Here is a 17,899-nt window from a genome sequence, read left to right as displayed (position 1 = left end):
AAGCGCCAGGCACGCCACCCAAACGCCTGCCTACATCCGCACCCGCTCCGCCCGCGGGTCGTACATCGGCTTCAACGACACCTCCGCCTTCACCCGCGTTCCGGCGATCTCGATCTCGAAGCTTGATCCGAGCACGTCCTCTGCGCTCTCGCCTTCCGAGGGCACGTAGCCAAGCCCGATGGCGCCGCCGAGGTGGTGGCCGTAGTTGCCTGACGTGATCGTGCCGACGATCTTGCCGTCGCGAACGATCGCCTCGTTGTGGAAGAGCAGCGGCTCGGGATCTGCGAGCCGAAACTGCACCAGCCGGCGCGAAAGCCCGCGATTGTGCTTGGCAAGCACCGCCTCGCGGCCGATGAAATCGCCCTTGTCGGCCTTGACCGCAAAGCCGAGCCCGGCTTCGAGCACATGATCTTCGTCGGTGATGTCGTGGCCGAAATGGCGGAAGGCCTTTTCGATGCGGCAGCTATCCAGTGTGTGGATGCCGCAGAGCTTGAGGCCCAGGTCCTGCCCCGCCGCCTCCAGCGCCTCGAACACATGCGCCGTCTGGTCGGTCGAGACATAGAGCTCCCAGCCAAGCTCGCCGACATAGGTGACGCGGTGGGCGCGGGCGAGGCCCATGCCGACCTCGATCTCGCGCGCCGTGCCGAACGGATGCGCCGCGTTGGAAAAATCGTTCGGGCTCACCTTCTGCATGAGCTCACGCGCTTTCGGCCCCATGACGCAGAGCACGCTTTCGCCAGCGCCGACATCGGTGATCACCACGAACTCGTCCGTCAGATGCTTGCGCAGCCAGGCGAGGTCGCGCTGGAGCGTGGCGCCGGGCACGACCAGCAGGAAGGCGGTTTCCGACAGCCGCGTCACCGTCAGGTCGCTCTCGATGCCGCCGCGGGCGTTGAGCATCTGGGTATAGACGATCCGGCCGGGCTCGACGTTCATCTCGTTGGCGCAGAGCCGCTGCAGGAAGGAAAGCGCATCGCGCCCTTCGACCCGGATCTTGCCGAAGGAGGTCATGTCGAACAGGCCGACGCCGTTTCGCACCGCAAGATGCTCGTCCCTCTGGTTCTCGAACCAGTTCTGCCGCTTCCATGAATAGCGGTACTCGCGCTCCTGGCCTTCCTTCGCAAACCAGTTGGCGCGTTCCCATCCGGCGACTTCACCGAAGACAGCGCCGCGAGCTTTCAGATGCTCGTGCAGCGGCGAACGGCGCACCCCGCGCGCGGTCGCCATCTGGCGATAGGGGAAATGGTCGGCGTAGAGCAGGCCGAGCGTTTCCGAGACGCGGTCTTTCAAATACGCGCGGTTCTTCTGGAACGGCTGCGCCCGGCGGATATCCACCTCCCAGAGATCGAAGGGCGGCTCGCCGTCATTCATCCATTGGGCGAGCGCCATGCCGGCGCCGCCCGAGGAAACGATGCCGATCGAATTGTAGCCGGCCGCGACCCAGTATCCCCTAACCTCCGGCGCTTCGCCGAGATAGTAGCGGTCGTCGGGCGTAAAGCTTTCCGGGCCGTTGAAGAAGGTATGGATCCCAGCCGTTTCCAGCATCGGCATGCGGTTGACCGCCATTTCGAGGATCGGCGCGAAGTGGTCGAAATCGTCCGGCAACTGGTCGAAGCAGAAATCCTCGCGGATGCCGTCCATTCCCCAGGGCTTGGCCTTGAGCTCGAAGGCCCCGATCAGCATCTTGCCGGCATCTTCCTTGTAGTAGGTGCACTCGTCCGGCACGCGCAGAACCGGCAGGCGCTTCAGCTCCGGAATCGCCTCGGTAACGATGTAGAAATGCTCGCAGGCGTGCAGCGGCACCGTGACGCCCGATTGCCGCGCAAACTCCCTGCCCCACATGCCAGCGCAGTTGACGACATGATCGGTCTCGATCGTGTAGCTCTCGCCGTTCTGCTCGCAGGTGACGCCGGTGACCCGGCCGTCCTTCTTCAGGACGGACGTCACCTTGACGCCCTCGATGATCGTTGCGCCGTTTTGCCGGGCGCCCTTGGCGAGCGCCATGGCGATATTGGCCGGGTCGCACTGGCCATCGAGCGGCAGATGCACCGCCGCCTTCACATCCGAGGTGTTGAGGTGCGGATACATCGCCTTCACTTCGTCAGGCGTGATCTCGCGCACGTCGACATTGAAGGCACGCGCCAGCGACGCCTGGCGATAGATCTCTTGCCTGCGCTCCTCCGTCAGTGCCACGGTGATCGAGCCGTTCTGGCGCATGCCGGTGGAAATGCCGGTTTCGGCTTCGAGCTTGACGTAGAGGTCAGCCGAATATTTCGCGAGCCTCGTCATGTTTTGCGAGGCGCGCAGCTGGCCGATGAGGCCGGCCGCATGCCAGGTGGTGCCGGAGGTGAGCTGCTTGCGCTCAAGCAGCACCACGTCGGTCCAACCGAGCTTGGCCAGGTGATAGGCGACCGAACAGCCGGAGACGCCGCCGCCGATGATGACCGCACGGGCTTTCGAGGGAATGGGCTTGCTCATGCGCGCAGTCTTTCATTGGAGGGATCCCAGAGCGGTTGGTCCGCCTCGACCGTCGCCTTGAAGCGGTCGCCGAAGATCTCGACCTCGATTTCCTTGCCGGGCACCGCGAGATCGGCCCTGAGCATGCCGAGCGCGATCGACTTGCCGACGCGGTAGCCCCAGTTGCCCGAGGTCGTCTCGCCGACAACCTCTCCGTCCGACCAGAGCGTCGACATATAAGGCGCGTCGCAGCCGTCGGCGGCGACGGTCAGCGTCACGAAGCGCTTGGAAACGCCCTGCTGCTTCTCACGCTCCAGCGCCGACGTGCCCTTGAAGCCCGGCTTGCCCCAGTCGACGAAACGCTCCAGCCCACCCTGCAGGATGGTGTAATCGGTCGAAAGATCGCCCTTCCAGGCGCGGTAGCCCTTCTCGATGCGCAGGCTGTCGAGCGCTTCCATGCCGAAGGGTTTCAGGCCATGTTTCTGTCCCGCCGCCCAGACGGCGTCGAAGATGGCGGCCGTGTCCTCGACCTTGGTATGGATCTCCCAGCCGAGTTCGCCGGCGAAGGAGACGCGCACGAGCTGGCAATAGCGCCCGGCGATCTGCGCCGTCTGGTGCGTGAGCCAGCCCTTGGCGAGATCCGCTTCGCTGACCTCGGCGAGGATCGCGCGCGATTTTGGCCCGGTCAGGATCTGGCAGGAGAAGGACTTGGTGACGTCGTCGATGGTGAAGGCGGCGTCGGCCGGCCGGTGCTTCATCAGCCATTCGAAATCGTGCCACTGCGCGGTTGCGGCGGTGATGAGGAAGAAGAAGTTTTCGTCGAGCATCATCACCGACATCTCGGTAACGATCCGGCCCTTGTCGTCGGCGAAATAGGCCAGGCCGATGCGCCCAGGCTTCGGCACGCGGCCTGTGATGAGGCCGGAGAGCCATGCGGTCGCGCCCTCGCCCTTTACCCGGAAGCGCGAGAAGCCCGGCAGGTCGAGTATGCCGGCGGCATCGCGCACGGCCAGGCACTCTTCTTCGATGCGCTTGGCCCAAGGCCCTTCGCGGCCCCAGGTCTGCGTCGCCTCTTCCGAGGTGTCATCGCCTGGTTTGGCGTACCACATCGCACGCTCCCAGCCGTTATAGGGCTTGAACTGGGCGCCGAGTGCGGCGATGCGATCGTGGATCGGCGACAGCTTCTTGCCACGGCCGGCCGCCCAATAGTGTTTGGGAAAATGCATCGCGTATTCGTGGCCGTAGATCTCCATGCCCTTGGCGATGCAATAATCCTGGTCGGTGTAGTCGGTGTAGCGGCGCGGATCGCAGGACCACATGTCCCACTCGGTCTGGCCCTCGGTGATCCATTCGGCGAGCACCTTGCCGGCGCCACCCGCCTGGCAGATACCGAAAGTGAAGACGCAGGCTTCGAAGGCGTTCGGCACGCCCGGCATCGGGCCGATCAGCGGATTACCGTCGGGTGCATAGGGGATCGGGCCATTGATGATCCGCGAAAGGCCGGCCGTGCCGAGGATCGGCACGCGCTCCACGGCATCGTTCAGGTACCATTCCAACCGGTCGAGATCGTCCGGGAAGAGCTGGAACGAAAAGTCTTCCGGCATCGGGTCGTCGGGCGTTACCCAGTGGGCGCGACAGTTGCGCTCGTAGGGGCCAAGGTTCATGCCGTTCTTTTCCTGGCGCAGATAGTAGGAACTGTCGACGTCGCGCAGGAGCGGCAGCTTGTGGCCGGCCTCCTTCGACCAGGCGGCAAGCTCCGGGATTTCGTCGAACAGGATATACTGATGGCTCATCACCATCATCGGCACGTCACGGCCGAACATCTTGCCGACTTCGCGGGCATAATAGCCGGCGGCGTTGACGACGTATTCGCAGCGGATCTCGCCCTGCGGCGTCGAAATCACCCATTCGTCGTTTTCGCGGCGTGCCGCCGTGACGGGACAGAAGCGGATGATCTTGGCGCCCATGTCGCGCGCGCCCTTGGCGAGCGCCTGGGTCAGCTGCGCCGGGTCGATGTCGCCGTCATAGGGATCGTAGAGCGCGCCGGTCAGCTCGTGGGTTTCGAGGAAGGGATAGCGGGCGCGCATCTCGTCGGGCGACAGGATATCGAGATCCATGCCCTGGTAGCGCCCCATGCCGACGACGCGTTTGAACTCCTGCAGCCGCTCCTTGGAGTGGCCGAGCCGGATCGAGCCGGTGACGTGATAGTTCATCGGATAGTCGACGAGCGCCCCGAGGTCACGATAGAGCGACGCCGAATAGCGCTGCATGTTCATGATCGACCAGGAGGACGAAAACGTCGGCACGTTGCCGGCGGCATGCCAGGTGGAACCAGCCGTCAGCTCGTTCTTTTCCAGAAGCACGCAGTCGGTCCAGCCGGCCTTGGCGAGATGGTAAAGCGAGGAAGCCCCGATCGCTCCCCCACCGATGATCACGACGCGTGCGTGCGACGGCAAATTCGACATCAACTGTTCCCTCGTTTTGGCGAATTCTTGCCGGTGAAGCCGGGCGCCATCAAGCAACGGAAACAGGCTTTATTGATCGATGTTTTCGATTAGATTGGAGCGGTTGCAGCGGGAGAGAACGGCATGCAGGTGGAGCTGATCGAAACCTTCCTGGACCTGATGGAGAGCCGCTCCTTCAACCGCACCGCCGAGCGCCTGAACCTTACCCAGTCGACCGTCTCACATCGGGTGAAGGCACTGGAAGCGCAGTTCAACCGCAAGCTCTTTACCCGCAACAAGGGCGGCACCGTGCCGACGGCCGCTGGCCTGCGCTTTCTAGATTACGCAAAAGCCCTGCAAAACCAATGGCATGAGGCCACACGTGCGGTCACCAATGCCGGCGCGCTGGAGCGCTCCATGCGGCTTGGTGTCCAGCATGATCTGGCGGAAGCCTTTGCCGGGGAATGGATGGCGACGATCCGCCGGGAGCTGCCCGGCATCGAGATCTATATGGAGGCGGACTACTCCAACCAGATGAACCGCGATCTCGGCGCTGGCGACCTGGATCTGGCGATCCTCTACACGCCCCACTACCTGCCCGATCTTTATTACGAAAGGATCGGCGATCTGCATTACGTGATGGTGAGCACGGAGGCGCAGATGCTCGCCGAGATCCGCTCCGAGAGCTACATCCGCTCAAGCTATTCGCCAGGCTTCGATCGCGCCCACCGGCTGGCGCTGCCGCATCTCTCCGCAGCGCTGCTTGCTGCCGGCCAGAACATGGCGATCACCCGGCTGCTTCGCACACTCGGCGGATCGGCCTACGTGACAGCAGCGACGGCCGAGCGGCTGGCGGACGATGGATTTGCCGCGCGCGTCCACGACGCGCCCGTCATCCCGCAAACGGTCTATGCCGCCACCAGCCTGCGCACCCGCCACGCCCACCAGCACCGCAAGATCATCGCCGCCATGGCCGATCTGCTTGCAACGCTGCCGGTGCCGAATTCGGAAACGGGTTAAGCCATGCGGCGTTGAATGAGCCGCTGCAGAAACATCAGGATCGAAACGATCGCGAGATAGTAGACCAGCGCTGCCGAATACCACTCGACGAAGCGGAAGCTGGAGGCGATCGCGTCGTTGACGACCGCCATGATCTCGCGCATCGAGATTACATAGGCAAGCGAGGTCAGCTTGATCAGGTTGATGAACTCGTTGACCAGCACCGGCATGACAATCCTGAGCGCCTGCGGCAGGACCACCAGAAAGAAGGTCTGCCAGCGATTGAGCCCGAGCGCGCGGGCGGCGTCCGTCTGCCCCTGGCCGATCGCCGCAAGCGCCCCGCGCATCGCCTCCGCCATATAGGCGGCGGTGACCAGCGTAAACGCGATGAAGGCAGCGACGAAGGGCGTGTACCAGGGCGCCCGCGTGAGCCCCGGAAAGAGCTGCGGTGCGCCGTTCCAGACGATCAGGAGCACGAGTATCAGCGGCGCCGAGCGAAACAGCCAGACATAGACCTGCGCCGCTGTGCGCCTGACCGCCGCCATCGAATTGAGCGCGACGGCCAGCGGCAGGCAGAGCAGGAACGACGCCGCCTGCACCAGGATCGACAGCAGGATGGCGATGCCCGCCCCCTGCAACATGACGGGCATGGTCAGGGCATCGAAAAACAGTTTCGTATCGAAGTTCATGCCCCGTCTCCTTTCGCTCAGGAGTCGTAGTCGACGTCGAACAGAGCCGGATCGAGCCCGTACTTCCTGGCGAGATCGCCGAAGAAGCCCTTCTCCTTGAGCGCCTTCAGCCCTGCCTTCACCGCGGCTGCATCGCCACCGTCACGGCGGCTGTAGATGCCGTATTTGAAGTCCGAGGCCCAGATATAGGGGAGCGTGAGCGCGCCGTCGGAGCGCGACGCGCGATAGGCGCCCTCCGCCTCTTCCGTTACGGTCGCATCGACGCGGCCGACGAGCACCTGCTGGTAGGCGGCCTGCTGGGTCGGGTATTCCTGCACATCGACCGGCGGCAGGCCCTTGGCCGCGAGCGCCTCGTTTAAGGGTCCGATCCGCTCTTCCTTGTAGTAGGCGCCGGCTTCGAGCGCGATGACCTTGCCGCTGAGATCCTCCGGCGCCTTGATCGTATCGCTGCCCGCTTTGGTGACCATGGCGGTCGCCGATTTCATGTAGGGCACGCCGTCATAGGTCTCGCGCCGCTTGGCGTTGATGTAGATGCCGCTGACGATGACGTCGCAGCGCCCTGCCCCGAGCGTCGGCAAGAGGCCGGCGAATTCGGTGACGGTGTAGTTCACCTTCGCATTCCATTGCGCGGCCAGCGCTTCGGCGATCTCGATGTCGATGCCGGTCGGCTTCGCATCGGCCGGATGTTCCTTGAAGGAAAGCGGCGGAAAGGCCGCGGTAGTGCAGACGCCAACCTCTCCATCGGCGGCGAAAGCCGGCGGCTCGGCCTGTGCGGCGCCGGCCGTAAGCACGGCGGCTGCAAGAAGGGTTGCGCAGGATGCCAGTCTGATCATCTTCATTCCCCTCATTGTGCTGGTGAAACGCGGCCGACGATGTCGCCATAGGTCTGGCTGTCGAAGGCAGGAAGGATGAGCGGATCCACAAAGCCGTCGCGCCGCGCCGTCAGCACGTATTGCATCATCGACGCATTGTCCGGCATCTCGAAAACCTGGACGAAGTCATAGGTCCCGAGCGTGGCATAGAAGGCGACCGAGCGGCCGCCGAGCGCTGCGACCCGATCCTCGCTCACCTTGCGCCGGCTGCCACTATCGGCAAGCTCGGCCAGTCCTTTCGAGGTCAGTCGCATCAGCGAGATGTATCTTTGCATGGGGCATCATTCCGTTGAACGGTTGGCAAAAGCTTTGGAAATGTGAGGACCGCGCCTGGAGCAATTCCAGGAGAAGCGTGAAGCGGCTTTTCGCCCGGAATTGCGCGGCGCCAGAGCGCTAGCGGGCGGCGGCCTTGGCCAGTCCGGCAATAACGGCATCACTGGTCGAGACCGTCCCGAAGATGCCGTTCTCGATCGAGATCATGTTGATCGCCGCCTCATGCGCCCACTGCTCGCCGCTGGCGCAGCAGTCCGAAATCGTCAGGCACTGGAAATTGCGGTCGCAGGCTTCGCGCAGCGTCGTATGCACGCAAACGTCCGTGGTGCAGCCGGTAAAGAGCATGTGGGTGATGCCCTGGGATCTCAAGACATGCTCGAGATCCGTATAGGTGAAGGAGCTGTTGCAGGTCTTGTCGATGATGACGTCGGTGCCGGCGACATCGAGTTCCGGGAGCAACTGGAAGCCGGGGCTGGAACGCAAAAGCACCTGCGTGTTCTCAAGTCCCGAGCGCTTGCGCCGCCATTTCTCGTAAGGCGTCATGTCGGCGAGATCGGCGCGGTAGCCCTGGCGCGTGTGGATGATCAGGCAGCCGGCTTGCCGTGCCGCCGCAATCACCCGGTTGACCGCGGGCACGATCGCGGCCAGCGGCGCCGGATCGTAGCCCATCGAGGCGAAGTAACCGTTGGGCGAGCAGAAGTCGATCTGCAGATCGATCACCATCAGCGCCGTCTGCGCCGGAACCAGCTTTCCATCATAAGGAAAATCAAACGGTTGTGCCTCGATCATCGTAGTCCTCCCTCTCTCCGGTCCGATTCATAGGAGCAAAAATCGATTGGGAATAGCGATTTTTTATGCTTGATATTGTGCAGTCTGGCTAAACGATTTCACGCCGTGAGGCGCGCGATCAGAGCGGGAGGGCTCACGTGAAGGCGTTGCATTTCCTACCCTATATCCGGGCGTTCGAGGCGGTCGCGCGCATCGGTTCCGTGCGCCAGGCGGCGGATGAGCTGGGCTTGAGTCCCGGCGCCGTGTCGCTGCAGCTGCGCCGGCTCTCGGAGACGACCGGCCTGACGCTGCTTGAAAAATCCGGCCGCAACATCAAGCTCACGGCCGCCGGCCGCGAGTTCGCGCAGACGGTTTCCCACGCGATCGGCAACCTTGCCGCCGCCGTCGAGGACGGCACCGACCGACGGCTCGAAAGCCACCAGCGCAAGCTGACGGTCGGCCTGCCCCCGGCGCTCGCGATTGCCTGGATGGCCGGCCTCCTCGTACAGTTCGCGGGTGCGCGCGGCGTCACCGATCTTTCGATGCGCAATTGCATCCGCGCCAGCGACGTCGTCTGGGACGATGTCGATCTCGCCGTCGTCTACGACAATCCGCCCTTCGACGGCCTGTGGTGGCAGGCAGTCAGCGACGTGAAGCTCAGGACGGTCTGCTCGCCGCTCCTCTTCCCCCGGCTCGAAGGCCCGCTGCGCGAGCGGAAGCTGCGCGACGTCACGCTGCTGCATGAGGATGACGGCCGGGAATGGACGCGCTGGTCGGCCGCATCGCGCATCTCGCTCGAAGGCAGCCGGAGCGTGCGGGTGCAATCGGTCGCGATCGCCGTCGCCTCGGCGCTACAGGGCCAGGGCATCGCGCTCGTCTCCGACGTGCTGACACGCTCCTACCTCTACGAAGGACGCCTGATCCAGCCCTTCCCGACGGCGATACCGGCCTCGGCCGGCTACTATCTGCTCTGCCCGACGGAAAAGGCGGAGGAGCCGCTGATCCAGGCCTTCGCCAACCAGATCGCCGCGCACCTGCGTGGCGAGCGGTCCGGCGACAAGCAGGTTCAGTAGCGACCCTTGAGCAGCGCCTTCAGCCGCTCGGCGTCCGCCTCGCTGACATCAGCCGGTGCCATCACCTGCATCCACGCGTCGATATAGTGCTCCGGCGCATAGACATGGCCGTAGCCGATCGGCGAGGTCGTCGCGAGCGCCATGTCGGCAAGCAACTGGAACATGGTGACGACGGGGAACCATCTGAGCGCAGGAGAGACGTCGGCACCGCGCGGCGCCTTCATCCAGTCGGGCTCGCGGTAGAAGGAATATGGATCGAAGAAGGTGATCGGGTCACTGGCATATTGCAGATAGACGATGCGGACATTGCCCCAGGTCGCGCCCGGGATGTTCAGCGCATTCTCCTGATTGGTGAAACGGATCACCGAGCCGTCGCGATAAAGCGGCCGCCACTCCGGCGAGCCCGGATTGCGGTTTCGGGTGATCTGCAGCCAGGTCTTGGTCGGGAACGGCGAGCCGACCCAGAGCGCGCCCTGGAACGGATCGCTGATGATATCGAAGGGATCGACCGAGCCTTGCGAGTTCATCGAGCCGAGGCTGAGGCCATAGAGATAGAGCTTCGGCCTTCTGTCCTTCGGCAACGTCGTCCAGTAGCCATAGACCGCATCGAAGAGCGCATCGGCCGTCTCCGCGCCATATTCCGGCTCGACCAGCAGCGACAGCCAGCTCGTGAGATAGGAATACTGCACAGCGACGCTGGCGACATCGCCCTTCATCAGATATTCGAGCGAATCGAGGCCGGGCGGATCGATCCAGCCGGTGCCGGTCGGCACCACGATCAGAAGGTTCGTGCGCTCGAAGCCGCCGACGCGCTTCAATTCCTCCAGCGCGAGCTTCGCCCGCTCCTTGGCGGTCTCGGCCGAATTGAGGCCGGCATAGACGCGCAATGGCTCTTTTGCCTCTCCGCCGAAGAAGCCGGCGATGTCCTTCGCCGCCGGACCGGAAGCGATGAACTGGCGCCCCTGGCGGCCGAGTGCGTCCCACGTCATCAGCGACGCGTTGCTGCCGGTCTTCAACGGATCGGTCGGCGGCGCGACATCCGGATCGATCAGCGCGTCCAACCGCTGGAACGAGCTGTCGGCCGCATGCAGCGCATACCGGAAGATAACGCCATCGGCCGCAGACCAGAAAAGCGCCAGCGCCGCGACCACGCCAGCGACCTTCGCCAGCGGCCGTGTCAGCACATGCTCGAAGCGGCGGGTCAGAAACCGGAAGGTCAAGCGGAACAGGCGCGCGATGAGCACGATGGCGACAAACACGAGGGCCGCGATCAGCCCGAGCTTGAACGGCTCAGCACTTTCGACCGGGTCGAGCCCCATGATCTGCCGCACCGTGTTCTGCCAGTAGGCGGTCCTCCAGAGGAAGGCGAGCGCAACCGCGGTGCAGCCGAGCGCCGCTAGCACCTTCACCGTAAGGCCTGTGCGGCCGCGGATCTCCGGCAGGTCGAGCAAGGACCACAGCCAGCGCAACAGTACGCCGATCGCATAGCCGGCGGAAAGCGACAGGCCCGAAATCACCGCCTGCACCACATAGGGCCGCGGGATGAGGCTCGGCGTCAGCGACATGGCAAAGAAGAAGACGCCGACGATGAGCCCCGTGGTCGAGAACGATGCCAGCAGCGTCGAGAGAAAACGCGGCATCGGCAACCTCGACAGCGGCGTTTGTTGAAGATGGTCCATGGCGTCGGGTCCCCACTGATGCTGGCACGGTCACCGGAACGACTGCGGGCTGTTCCGGCGCCGGCAATGTCGCTTCCCCGGCGTGTCCAGTCAATCGCCTACAACCGCAAGAGACCCTGACGCGAACCGGTCGACGGGCACTTCGGCCCCTAAACCCGGGTGACCTCGACCGGCGTCTTCATGATGATTTCACGGTGCGGGAACGGGATCGAAATGCCCGCCGCCTTGAACGCATCCCAGAGCGCCATCAGCACCTGCCCGCGAATGTTGGTGAGCCCGTTGCTCGGATCGGAAATCCAGAACCTCAGCTTGAAATCGAGCGACGAGGCGCCGAAACCCGTCATCCAGCACACCGGCTGGGCGTAGCTGCTCGCCACCCGCGGCAGCGATGCGGCGGTCTCGATGGCGATGCGCGCCACCTCGTGCGGGTCGCTGTCATAGGAGGTGCCGAAATCGACCTCGATGCGGACGAAGTCGCTGGAGAACGACCAGTTCACCACCTGCTGCGAAATGAAGTCCTCATTTGGAATGAGGTATTCCTTGCCGTCCCGGGTGATGACGGAGACGAAGCGGGAGCGCAGGTCGCGCACGGACCCGAAGGTATCGCCGAGCGTGATCGTGTCGCCCGGCTTGATGGATTTGTCGAGCAGGATGATGATACCGGAGATGAAGTTGGAAACCACCTTCTGCAGACCGAAACCGATGCCGACACCGACCGCCCCGGAAAAAACCGTCAGCGCCGTCAGGTCGATGCCGGTGGCCGATAGCGCGATTGCGCCGGCAAAGCCAATCAGCGCAATCTTGACCAGCTTGCTGATCAGAACCTTGAACGAGGGTGTCAGGTCCGCTGACCGCTGGATCCAGTGCGACGAGACATTGCCGATCAAAACGGCAAGCCAGATCAGCGCGGCGGAGAGCACGATGGCTTTCAGGACGAGCAGCAGCGATAGGCGAACCGCACCGAGATTGATGGCAACGCCGTCAAGTGTCGTCAGGATCACCCGGTCGAGCCCGACCGCATAGAGCGCAAAATAGATCCAGCCGACGACGGCGGTGACGCGCGCCAGCATCTGGTTGCGTATGATGCGTGTGAGCACCGAGATGACGAACCACGCCGCCGTCAGCGTCAGCGCGGTCGCCACCAGCCAGCGATAGGACGGCCAGCCAAAGCGCAGGATCATGCCGTCGGCAATCCAGAGCCAGACGATCAGAAACAGCCACCGCAGCCGCCGCATGAAGGCGATGATGACCCGCAAGAGATCCGGATTGCCCTTGATCAGACGGGCTCGGGCTTCGACCCGCGGCTCTATCCGCTTCGCCAGTGCGCCGCAGACCAGGTAGCCGGCGACGATGATGGCGAGCTGATAATAGGTCCACTCGTTCAAAAAGACCGTCTGCAGCCAGGAAGCGGCGGCATCGAGCGCTGTTGCGAAATCCATCGTCTCTCTCCGAGAGAGCAAGGCGCCCGCCGAGCGTGTGGGACGCCCTCCTAACTCGAATCTAGGGCATCCCTGATGGTTTCAAAGCCGGATGGACGATTATCGAACCGCTTCAGAGGCTTATGGAGGGGTTGGCGCTAGACTCGCCGCTCCTTGATCGTGTTCATCACGAAACTCGTCTCGATCGAGGCGACGCATTTGAGCCTTGCGATCTTTTCCTTGATGAAACGCTCGTACTGATCGAGGCCGGCGCTCATCACCTTCAGCACGTAGTCGCGCGAGCCGGTCACCAGATGGCATTCGAGCACCTCGTCCCAGCCGCGCACCGCCTCTTCGAACATGACGATCTCGTCTTCGTGCTGGCGGCTGAGCGTGACGGTCGCAATCGCCGTCATCGTCCAGCCGTCGACTGCGGGATCGACCAAAGCCGTATAGCCGCGGATGACCCCGGTCTCTTCCAGCCGCCGTAGCCGACGCAGACAGGGCGACGCCGAGAGCCCCACCCGCTCGGCGAGCTCGTTGTTGGTCAGGCGGGCATCCGCCACCAGTTCCTTCAAAATCCTGCGATCCGTCTCGTCGGCAATTTTCTGCGCCATATCTTCTCAACTCAGCCAAATCTTTGCGCAACTCAAGGCGATCCCGCCGGAAATAGCAAGGATCGGTCCAAGCATCTGATATAATTTGCCTGTCAGTCGAGTCCGCTTCGCTTGAGGAGACAAGCCATGACCGCACCGCATCCCTCCAAAACCCACATCGGAAACCACAAGCTGCATCCTGAAACGCAGATGCTGAACTATGGCTACGATCCGGAACTGTCGGAGGGCGCGGTCAAACCTCCGGTCTTTCTGACCTCCACCTTCGTCTTCCGCTCCGCCGAAGAGGGCCGCGACTTCTTCGACTTTGTCTCCGGCCGGAAGGAACCGCCGGCGGGTGTCGGCGCCGGCCTCGTCTATTCGCGCTTCAACCACCCGAACAGCGAGATCGTCGAAGACCGTCTCGCCGTCTACGAGCGCACCGAAAGCTGCGCACTGTTCTCGTCAGGCATGTCGGCGATCGCCACGACGCTGCTCGCCTTCGTCAAGCCGGGCGACGCGGTGCTGCACAGCCAGCCGCTCTATGGCGGCACCGAGACGCTGCTTGCCCGCACCTTCCTCAATCTCGGCGTTTCCGCCGTCGGTTTTGCCGATGGCGTGAACGAGGCGGCCGTCAGCGCCGCCGCAGAAGAGGCGATGGCCAAGGGCCGGGTCTCGGTGATCCTGATCGAGACGCCGGCGAACCCGACCAATAGTCTCGTCGACGTCGCCATGATCCGCCGCGTTGCCGATGCGATCGGCAGGAAGCAGGGCCATACCCCGATCGTCGCCTGCGACAACACGCTGCTTGGGCCCGTCTTCCAGCGGCCGATCGAGCACGGCGCCGACATCTCGCTCTATTCGCTGACCAAGTATGTCGGTGGTCACTCCGACCTGATCGCCGGCGCCGCGCTCGGTTCCAAGGCGGTGATGAAGCAGGTGAAGGCGCTACGCGGTGCGATCGGCACGCAGCTCGATCCGCATTCCTGCTGGATGCTCGGCCGTTCGCTCGAAACGCTGGCGGTGCGCATGCAGAAGGCCGACGACAATGCCCGCATCGTCGCCGAATTCCTGCACGACCACCCGAAGGTCGAGCGTATCCACTACCTGCCCTTCCACGGCGAGGACACGCCGGTCGGCCGCACTTTCAAGACGCAGTGCACCGGCGCTGGCTCGACCTTCTCCTTCGATATCGCTGGCGGCCAGGAGGCGGCCTTCCGCTTCCTCAATGCGCTGCAGATCTTCAAGCTCGCCGTCAGCCTCGGCGGCACGGAATCGCTCGCCAGCCACCCGGCAGCGATGACCCATTCCGGCGTGCCGATCGAGGTGCGCCACCGCATCGGCGTGCTGGAATCGACCATCCGCCTGTCGATCGGTATCGAGCATCCCGACGACCTCGTGGCCGATCTTTCAAACGCGCTGTCGCTCGCCTGATGCAAGAGGCCGCCGGTCCAGCCGGCGGCATCCTTCGCGAGTTTGCAAGGACGCAATTCCAGACGGAAAACCGCTACGCACTCTTCCTGGAATTCGCTCGCTTGGCTGGCGCAATTCCGGACGGAGAACCGCTTCGCACTTTTCCTGGAATTCGCTCGCTTGGCTGGTGCAATTCCGGACGGAAAACCGCTGCGCACTTTTCCTGGAACTGCTCAGTGCGCCAGGATGTTGACGATATTGCCGAACGGGTCGCGCATGTAGAAACGGCGCACGCCCCAGGGCTCGTTGGTGATGTCGTAGACGATCTCGACACCGGCGGCCTTGGCTCGCTGATAGGCCCGGTCGACATCGTCCACCTCGATCGAAAGCACCGGCACCGGCGTATCGTTGCCGCCCTCGCTGGCGATGCTCACCTGTGGCATCGCGGCCTTGCCCTCGGCGGCAAAGGTCAGGATCCAGCCGTGATCCATCACCACGTCGAGTTCAAGCAGGTCGCCGTAGAAGGCGCGCGCCACTTGCGGGTCCGGGGCGTAGAGGTTTGAGACGATACGCTTGACTGTCATGGAATTCTGCTCCCTTCGACGCGCCGCAACGCGGCAGCATCGACGCTTACTGGTTGTTCGGCTGATAACGATACAGCTCATACTGCCCGCCAACGGCAGCCGATTGAAAGCGGAAATCGCCTCGCTTCAGAATGAAGCCGCCGCATGTTCCGATGGCGCCTTCGGGTTTGCTCCGGCAAGCGCCACCCGCACAAGCGTCGCCGCAGCCTTGCCCGCCACCTCCATGTAGTTTGGATCCCGGTGCAGCAGCACGACCGCGAAACTGCCGTCGAGCAGCAGCAGGATCTGCTTTGCCAGCACGGCCGGCTCGGCGACACCGGCTTCGGTAAAGGTCTCGGCAATCCAGGCCTCGAACTTCTTCTTGTGGGCGGCACCGATGCGGATCGCCGGATGACCGGGCATGTTGGCAAGCTCGGCGGAGGTGCGCAGGAAGCCACAGCCCTTCCATTTCGGATGGCGCGCCGCCCGCGCCAGGTTGACGAAGATCGCCTCGACCTTGTCGGCAATGTCCCCGTCGCCCGCGTCGAACCACTTGCGGAAGAGTTTCAGATTGGGCTGGTCGCGGCCTTCGAGATAGGCGGCGATCAGCTCGTCCTTGCTGTCGAAATGATAGTAGAGCGTGCGTTTGGTCACGCCCGCGGCTTCCGCCACCGCATCGACGCTGACGGCGCGGATGCCCTCGGCATAAAACAGCTTTTCCGCCGCTGCGACGATCAGGTCCCGGGTCGATTTCTCTGCTTTCGCCATCTCTCATGTATACCGACTAGTGAATATACATGGCATCTTCCCTCACCTAGCCTCTCCCCGTCAACAGCTGCCGGAGAGCAACCATGTCGAACACCGTGCTGATGCAGATTTCCGAGGGCATCGCCCTCCTCACTCTCAACCGACCAGAGAAACTCAACGCGCTGAACTACGAGCTGATCGACCGGCTCATGAGCCTTCTCGACCAGATCGAAGCGAACGACGGCGTCGGCGCCGTGATCATCACCGGCACCGGCGACCGCGCCTTTTCCGCCGGCGGCGATATCCATGAGTTCTCGGAAAGCGTGGCCAAGGGCGTAAACGCGGCCGTGCGCGATTTCGTCCGTCGCGGCCAGGGCCTGACGGCCCGGCTCGAAGCCTTTCCGAAGCCGGTCATCGCTGCCGTCAACGGGCTTGCCTATGGCGGCGGCTGCGAGATCACCGAAGCGGTGCATCTCGCTGTTGCAAGCGACCGGGCGCGTTTTGCCAAACCGGAAATCAAGCTCGGCATGCCGCCGACCTTCGGCGGCACCCAGCGCCTGCCGCGGCTCGCCGGCCGCAAGCGCGCGCTTGAACTGCTGCTGACAGGCGAGGATTTCTTGGCCGATCGCGCGCTGGAGCTGGGGCTCGTCAACCACGTCGTCGCTCATGAGGAACTGATGTCGGCCGCCCGTGACCTGGCAAAACGCATCATCGGCCACTCCCCGCTTGCAGTGCGCTCGATCATCACCGCCGTCACCCGCGGCCTCAACATGTCGATCGCCGAGGGGCTGCTGGTCGAAAGCGAACAGTTTGCCCAGATGGTGCCGACCGACGATCTTGCCGATGCGCTTGCCGCCTGGAAGGGGCGGCGCCTCCACGACGACCCACCGCGGCCTGGTCTCTTTTCGCGATACTTTTAAATTCAACCGAACGGTTGACAATTAGGTCGAGCGAGAGGATATTCAACAATATGGTTGAATATCAGAACGCACATCTCGATGCCGTGTTTCACGCGCTTTCGGACCCGACGCGGCGCGCCATGCTCCAAGACCTTTCGCAGGGCGAAAGACTGGTGGGCGAGCTTGCGGCGCCGTTCTCGATCTCGCTGGCCGCGGCATCGAAGCACATCAAGGTACTGGAAGGAGCAGGTCTGGTGCGCCGCGAAGTGAAAGGTCGCACGCATGTGTGCCGGCTCGATGCCGCGCCGATGCATGCCGGCATGGAATGGATGCGCCACTACGAAGCCTTCTGGCGCACCCGCATCGACGCACTCGAGGCGCTGCTTCTCGCCGAAGACGCCACAATCCAAACTGATCCGGAGGAAAAGCCATGACTTCGTCTGCCACAGCCTTTGCCGGCGCCGATTACGGCCGTGTCGTCGCACCGGACGCGGTGCGCATCGAGCGCCTGCTTCCCGGCCCGATCGAGCGGGTCTGGTCCTATCTGACGGAGGAAAGCAAGCGCCGGCTCTGGATGGCGTCCGGAACGATCGGATCGAAGGAAGGGGCCGAGGTCGAGCACGTCTTCCGCCATTCGGAACTGACGACGGAGGACGATCGGCCACCGCAGAAATACGCCGAGCACGCCGGCGAGGTGCGCAATTACGGCCACGTGCTCGCCTGGGAGCCGCCACGACTACTGGCCTATACCTGGAACGAAGAGACCGGCACCCCGTCGGAGGTCCGCTTCGAACTCAGCCCCCGCGGCGACAAGGTGCTGCTCGTCGTCACCCATAAGCGCATCGCCGACCGCGCGGTCATGACCAGCTTCTCCGCCGGCTGGCACGTACACCTCGACATATTGCGTTCCCTGCTCGAAGGCGAAAAGCCGGCAGCCTTCTGGAGCAAGTTTGCCGACCTTGAAGCGCAATACGACGCGCGTATTCCGAAGCCCTGACGGCGGGATGTGCTT

At 63.6% G+C, this 17,899-nt stretch carries 17 protein-coding genes; 6 read left to right on the top strand and 11 right to left on the bottom strand.

Annotation, left to right across the window (positions count from 1 at the left end):
* Positions 1-30: 30 nt before the first annotated feature.
* Both ASE71_RS19470 and ASE71_RS19465 read right to left on the bottom strand, forming a co-directional pair.
* Positions 31-2,478, bottom strand: a complete 2,448-nt coding sequence (locus tag ASE71_RS19470; protein WP_060515867.1) for a GcvT family protein — start codon at positions 2,476-2,478, stop codon at positions 31-33.
* Complete coding sequence (locus tag ASE71_RS19465; RefSeq protein WP_060515866.1) at positions 2,475-4,922, bottom strand: GcvT family protein; 2,448 nt, start codon at positions 4,920-4,922, stop codon at positions 2,475-2,477. The genes ASE71_RS19470 and ASE71_RS19465 overlap by 4 nt, the downstream gene beginning before the upstream one ends.
* Before the next feature lie 123 nt (positions 4,923-5,045).
* Here ASE71_RS19465 and ASE71_RS19460 point away from each other — a divergent pair, with 123 nt between their 5' ends.
* Positions 5,046-5,921, top strand: a complete 876-nt coding sequence (locus ASE71_RS19460) for a LysR family transcriptional regulator (protein WP_060515865.1) — start codon at positions 5,046-5,048, stop codon at positions 5,919-5,921.
* Here ASE71_RS19460 and ASE71_RS19455 read toward each other — a convergent pair.
* The 4 genes from ASE71_RS19455 to ASE71_RS19440 form a co-directional block, all read right to left on the bottom strand.
* A complete protein-coding gene (locus ASE71_RS19455; RefSeq protein WP_034792072.1) occupies positions 5,918-6,589 on the bottom strand; it encodes an amino acid ABC transporter permease in 672 nt (223 codons plus the stop codon). The genes ASE71_RS19460 and ASE71_RS19455 overlap by 4 nt on opposite strands.
* Positions 6,590-6,606: 17 nt before the next feature.
* Complete coding sequence (locus ASE71_RS19450; protein ID WP_162251800.1) at positions 6,607-7,422, bottom strand: transporter substrate-binding domain-containing protein; 816 nt, start codon at positions 7,420-7,422, stop codon at positions 6,607-6,609.
* Positions 7,423-7,433: 11 nt separating this feature from the next.
* The gene (locus ASE71_RS19445) at positions 7,434-7,736 is read right to left on the bottom strand and encodes a GYD domain-containing protein (RefSeq protein WP_034792064.1); all 303 of its coding nucleotides are present in this window, start codon (positions 7,734-7,736) and stop codon (positions 7,434-7,436) included.
* A 118-nt stretch (positions 7,737-7,854) separates the two neighbouring features.
* A complete protein-coding gene (locus ASE71_RS19440) occupies positions 7,855-8,523 on the bottom strand; it encodes a cysteine hydrolase family protein (RefSeq protein WP_060515863.1) in 669 nt (222 codons plus the stop codon).
* Between the two features lie 137 nt (positions 8,524-8,660).
* Between ASE71_RS19440 and ASE71_RS19435 the strand changes: the two genes are divergently transcribed.
* Positions 8,661-9,575 (top strand): LysR substrate-binding domain-containing protein, encoded by a 915-nt coding sequence (locus ASE71_RS19435; protein ID WP_060515862.1) that lies wholly within the window; start codon positions 8,661-8,663, stop codon positions 9,573-9,575.
* On the opposite strand, the gene ASE71_RS19430 is transcribed toward ASE71_RS19435, so the two are convergent.
* The 3 genes from ASE71_RS19430 to ASE71_RS19420 all read right to left on the bottom strand — a co-directional run bounded on the left by ASE71_RS19430 (position 9,569) and on the right by ASE71_RS19420 (position 13,289).
* Positions 9,569-11,254, bottom strand: coding sequence for an alpha/beta hydrolase (locus ASE71_RS19430; RefSeq protein ID WP_060515861.1), 1,686 nt, complete (start codon positions 11,252-11,254; stop codon positions 9,569-9,571). The genes ASE71_RS19435 and ASE71_RS19430 overlap by 7 nt on opposite strands.
* 149 nt (positions 11,255-11,403) lie before the next feature.
* Positions 11,404-12,693, bottom strand: a complete 1,290-nt coding sequence (locus tag ASE71_RS19425) for a mechanosensitive ion channel family protein (protein WP_060515860.1) — start codon at positions 12,691-12,693, stop codon at positions 11,404-11,406.
* A 137-nt stretch (positions 12,694-12,830) separates the two neighbouring features.
* Positions 12,831-13,289 carry an Lrp/AsnC family transcriptional regulator gene (locus ASE71_RS19420; RefSeq protein WP_034792047.1) on the bottom strand — a complete coding sequence of 153 codons (459 nt, stop codon included), beginning with the start codon at positions 13,287-13,289 and terminating at the stop codon, positions 12,831-12,833.
* A gap of 126 nt (positions 13,290-13,415) precedes the next feature.
* Here ASE71_RS19420 and ASE71_RS19415 point away from each other — a divergent pair, with 126 nt between their 5' ends.
* A complete protein-coding gene (locus tag ASE71_RS19415) occupies positions 13,416-14,699 on the top strand; it encodes a cystathionine gamma-synthase family protein (protein WP_034792023.1) in 1,284 nt (427 codons plus the stop codon).
* A gap of 212 nt (positions 14,700-14,911) precedes the next feature.
* On the opposite strand, the gene ASE71_RS19410 is transcribed toward ASE71_RS19415, so the two are convergent.
* On the bottom strand, positions 14,912-15,262 hold the full coding sequence (locus ASE71_RS19410) for a VOC family protein (RefSeq protein WP_034792008.1): 351 nt from the start codon (positions 15,260-15,262) through the stop codon (positions 14,912-14,914).
* 126 nt (positions 15,263-15,388) lie between these two features.
* Complete coding sequence (locus ASE71_RS19405; RefSeq protein WP_060515859.1) at positions 15,389-16,009, bottom strand: TetR/AcrR family transcriptional regulator; 621 nt, start codon at positions 16,007-16,009, stop codon at positions 15,389-15,391.
* Between the two features lie 83 nt (positions 16,010-16,092).
* Here ASE71_RS19405 and ASE71_RS19400 point away from each other — a divergent pair, with 83 nt between their 5' ends.
* From ASE71_RS19400 to ASE71_RS19390, 3 genes are read left to right on the top strand one after another with little or no spacing between them, the layout of a single operon-like run.
* Positions 16,093-16,908 carry a crotonase/enoyl-CoA hydratase family protein gene (locus ASE71_RS19400; protein WP_060515858.1) on the top strand — a complete coding sequence of 272 codons (816 nt, stop codon included), beginning with the start codon at positions 16,093-16,095 and terminating at the stop codon, positions 16,906-16,908.
* Positions 16,909-16,958: 50 nt separating this feature from the next.
* Positions 16,959-17,321, top strand: coding sequence for an ArsR/SmtB family transcription factor (locus ASE71_RS19395; protein WP_034791974.1), 363 nt, complete (start codon positions 16,959-16,961; stop codon positions 17,319-17,321).
* Complete coding sequence (locus tag ASE71_RS19390; RefSeq protein WP_034791972.1) at positions 17,318-17,884, top strand: SRPBCC family protein; 567 nt, start codon at positions 17,318-17,320, stop codon at positions 17,882-17,884. Before ASE71_RS19395 ends, ASE71_RS19390 begins: the two co-directional genes overlap by 4 nt.
* Positions 17,885-17,899 lie beyond the last annotated feature (15 nt).

Origin of the sequence: Ensifer sp. Root954 (genome assembly GCF_001429005.1) — a bacterium.
Classification (GTDB): domain Bacteria; phylum Pseudomonadota; class Alphaproteobacteria; order Rhizobiales; family Rhizobiaceae; genus Ensifer; species Ensifer adhaerens.
This window is presented reverse-complemented; position numbering and strand designations above follow the sequence as displayed.

What these genes read in the sequence shown, in the direction of transcription:
- ASE71_RS19470 (WP_060515867.1), bottom strand. Translation starts at nt 2,478, where the DNA reads ATGAGCAAGCCCATTCCCTCGAAAGCCCGTGCGGTCATCATCGGCGGC.
- ASE71_RS19465 (WP_060515866.1), bottom strand. Translation starts at nt 4,922, where the DNA reads ATGTCGAATTTGCCGTCGCACGCACGCGTCGTGATCATCGGTGGGGGA.
- ASE71_RS19460 (WP_060515865.1), top strand. Translation starts at nt 5,046, where the DNA reads ATGCAGGTGGAGCTGATCGAAACCTTCCTGGACCTGATGGAGAGCCGC.
- ASE71_RS19455 (WP_034792072.1), bottom strand. Translation starts at nt 6,589, where the DNA reads ATGAACTTCGATACGAAACTGTTTTTCGATGCCCTGACCATGCCCGTC.
- ASE71_RS19450 (WP_162251800.1), bottom strand. Translation starts at nt 7,422, where the DNA reads ATGATCAGACTGGCATCCTGCGCAACCCTTCTTGCAGCCGCCGTGCTT.
- ASE71_RS19445 (WP_034792064.1), bottom strand. Translation starts at nt 7,736, where the DNA reads ATGCAAAGATACATCTCGCTGATGCGACTGACCTCGAAAGGACTGGCC.
- ASE71_RS19440 (WP_060515863.1), bottom strand. Translation starts at nt 8,523, where the DNA reads ATGATCGAGGCACAACCGTTTGATTTTCCTTATGATGGAAAGCTGGTT.
- ASE71_RS19430 (WP_060515861.1), bottom strand. Translation starts at nt 11,254, where the DNA reads ATGGACCATCTTCAACAAACGCCGCTGTCGAGGTTGCCGATGCCGCGT.
- ASE71_RS19425 (WP_060515860.1), bottom strand. Translation starts at nt 12,693, where the DNA reads ATGGATTTCGCAACAGCGCTCGATGCCGCCGCTTCCTGGCTGCAGACG.
- ASE71_RS19420 (WP_034792047.1), bottom strand. Translation starts at nt 13,289, where the DNA reads ATGGCGCAGAAAATTGCCGACGAGACGGATCGCAGGATTTTGAAGGAA.
- ASE71_RS19415 (WP_034792023.1), top strand. Translation starts at nt 13,416, where the DNA reads ATGACCGCACCGCATCCCTCCAAAACCCACATCGGAAACCACAAGCTG.
- ASE71_RS19410 (WP_034792008.1), bottom strand. Translation starts at nt 15,262, where the DNA reads ATGACAGTCAAGCGTATCGTCTCAAACCTCTACGCCCCGGACCCGCAA.
- ASE71_RS19405 (WP_060515859.1), bottom strand. Translation starts at nt 16,009, where the DNA reads ATGGCGAAAGCAGAGAAATCGACCCGGGACCTGATCGTCGCAGCGGCG.
- ASE71_RS19400 (WP_060515858.1), top strand. Translation starts at nt 16,093, where the DNA reads ATGTCGAACACCGTGCTGATGCAGATTTCCGAGGGCATCGCCCTCCTC.
- ASE71_RS19395 (WP_034791974.1), top strand. Translation starts at nt 16,959, where the DNA reads ATGGTTGAATATCAGAACGCACATCTCGATGCCGTGTTTCACGCGCTT.
- ASE71_RS19390 (WP_034791972.1), top strand. Translation starts at nt 17,318, where the DNA reads ATGACTTCGTCTGCCACAGCCTTTGCCGGCGCCGATTACGGCCGTGTC.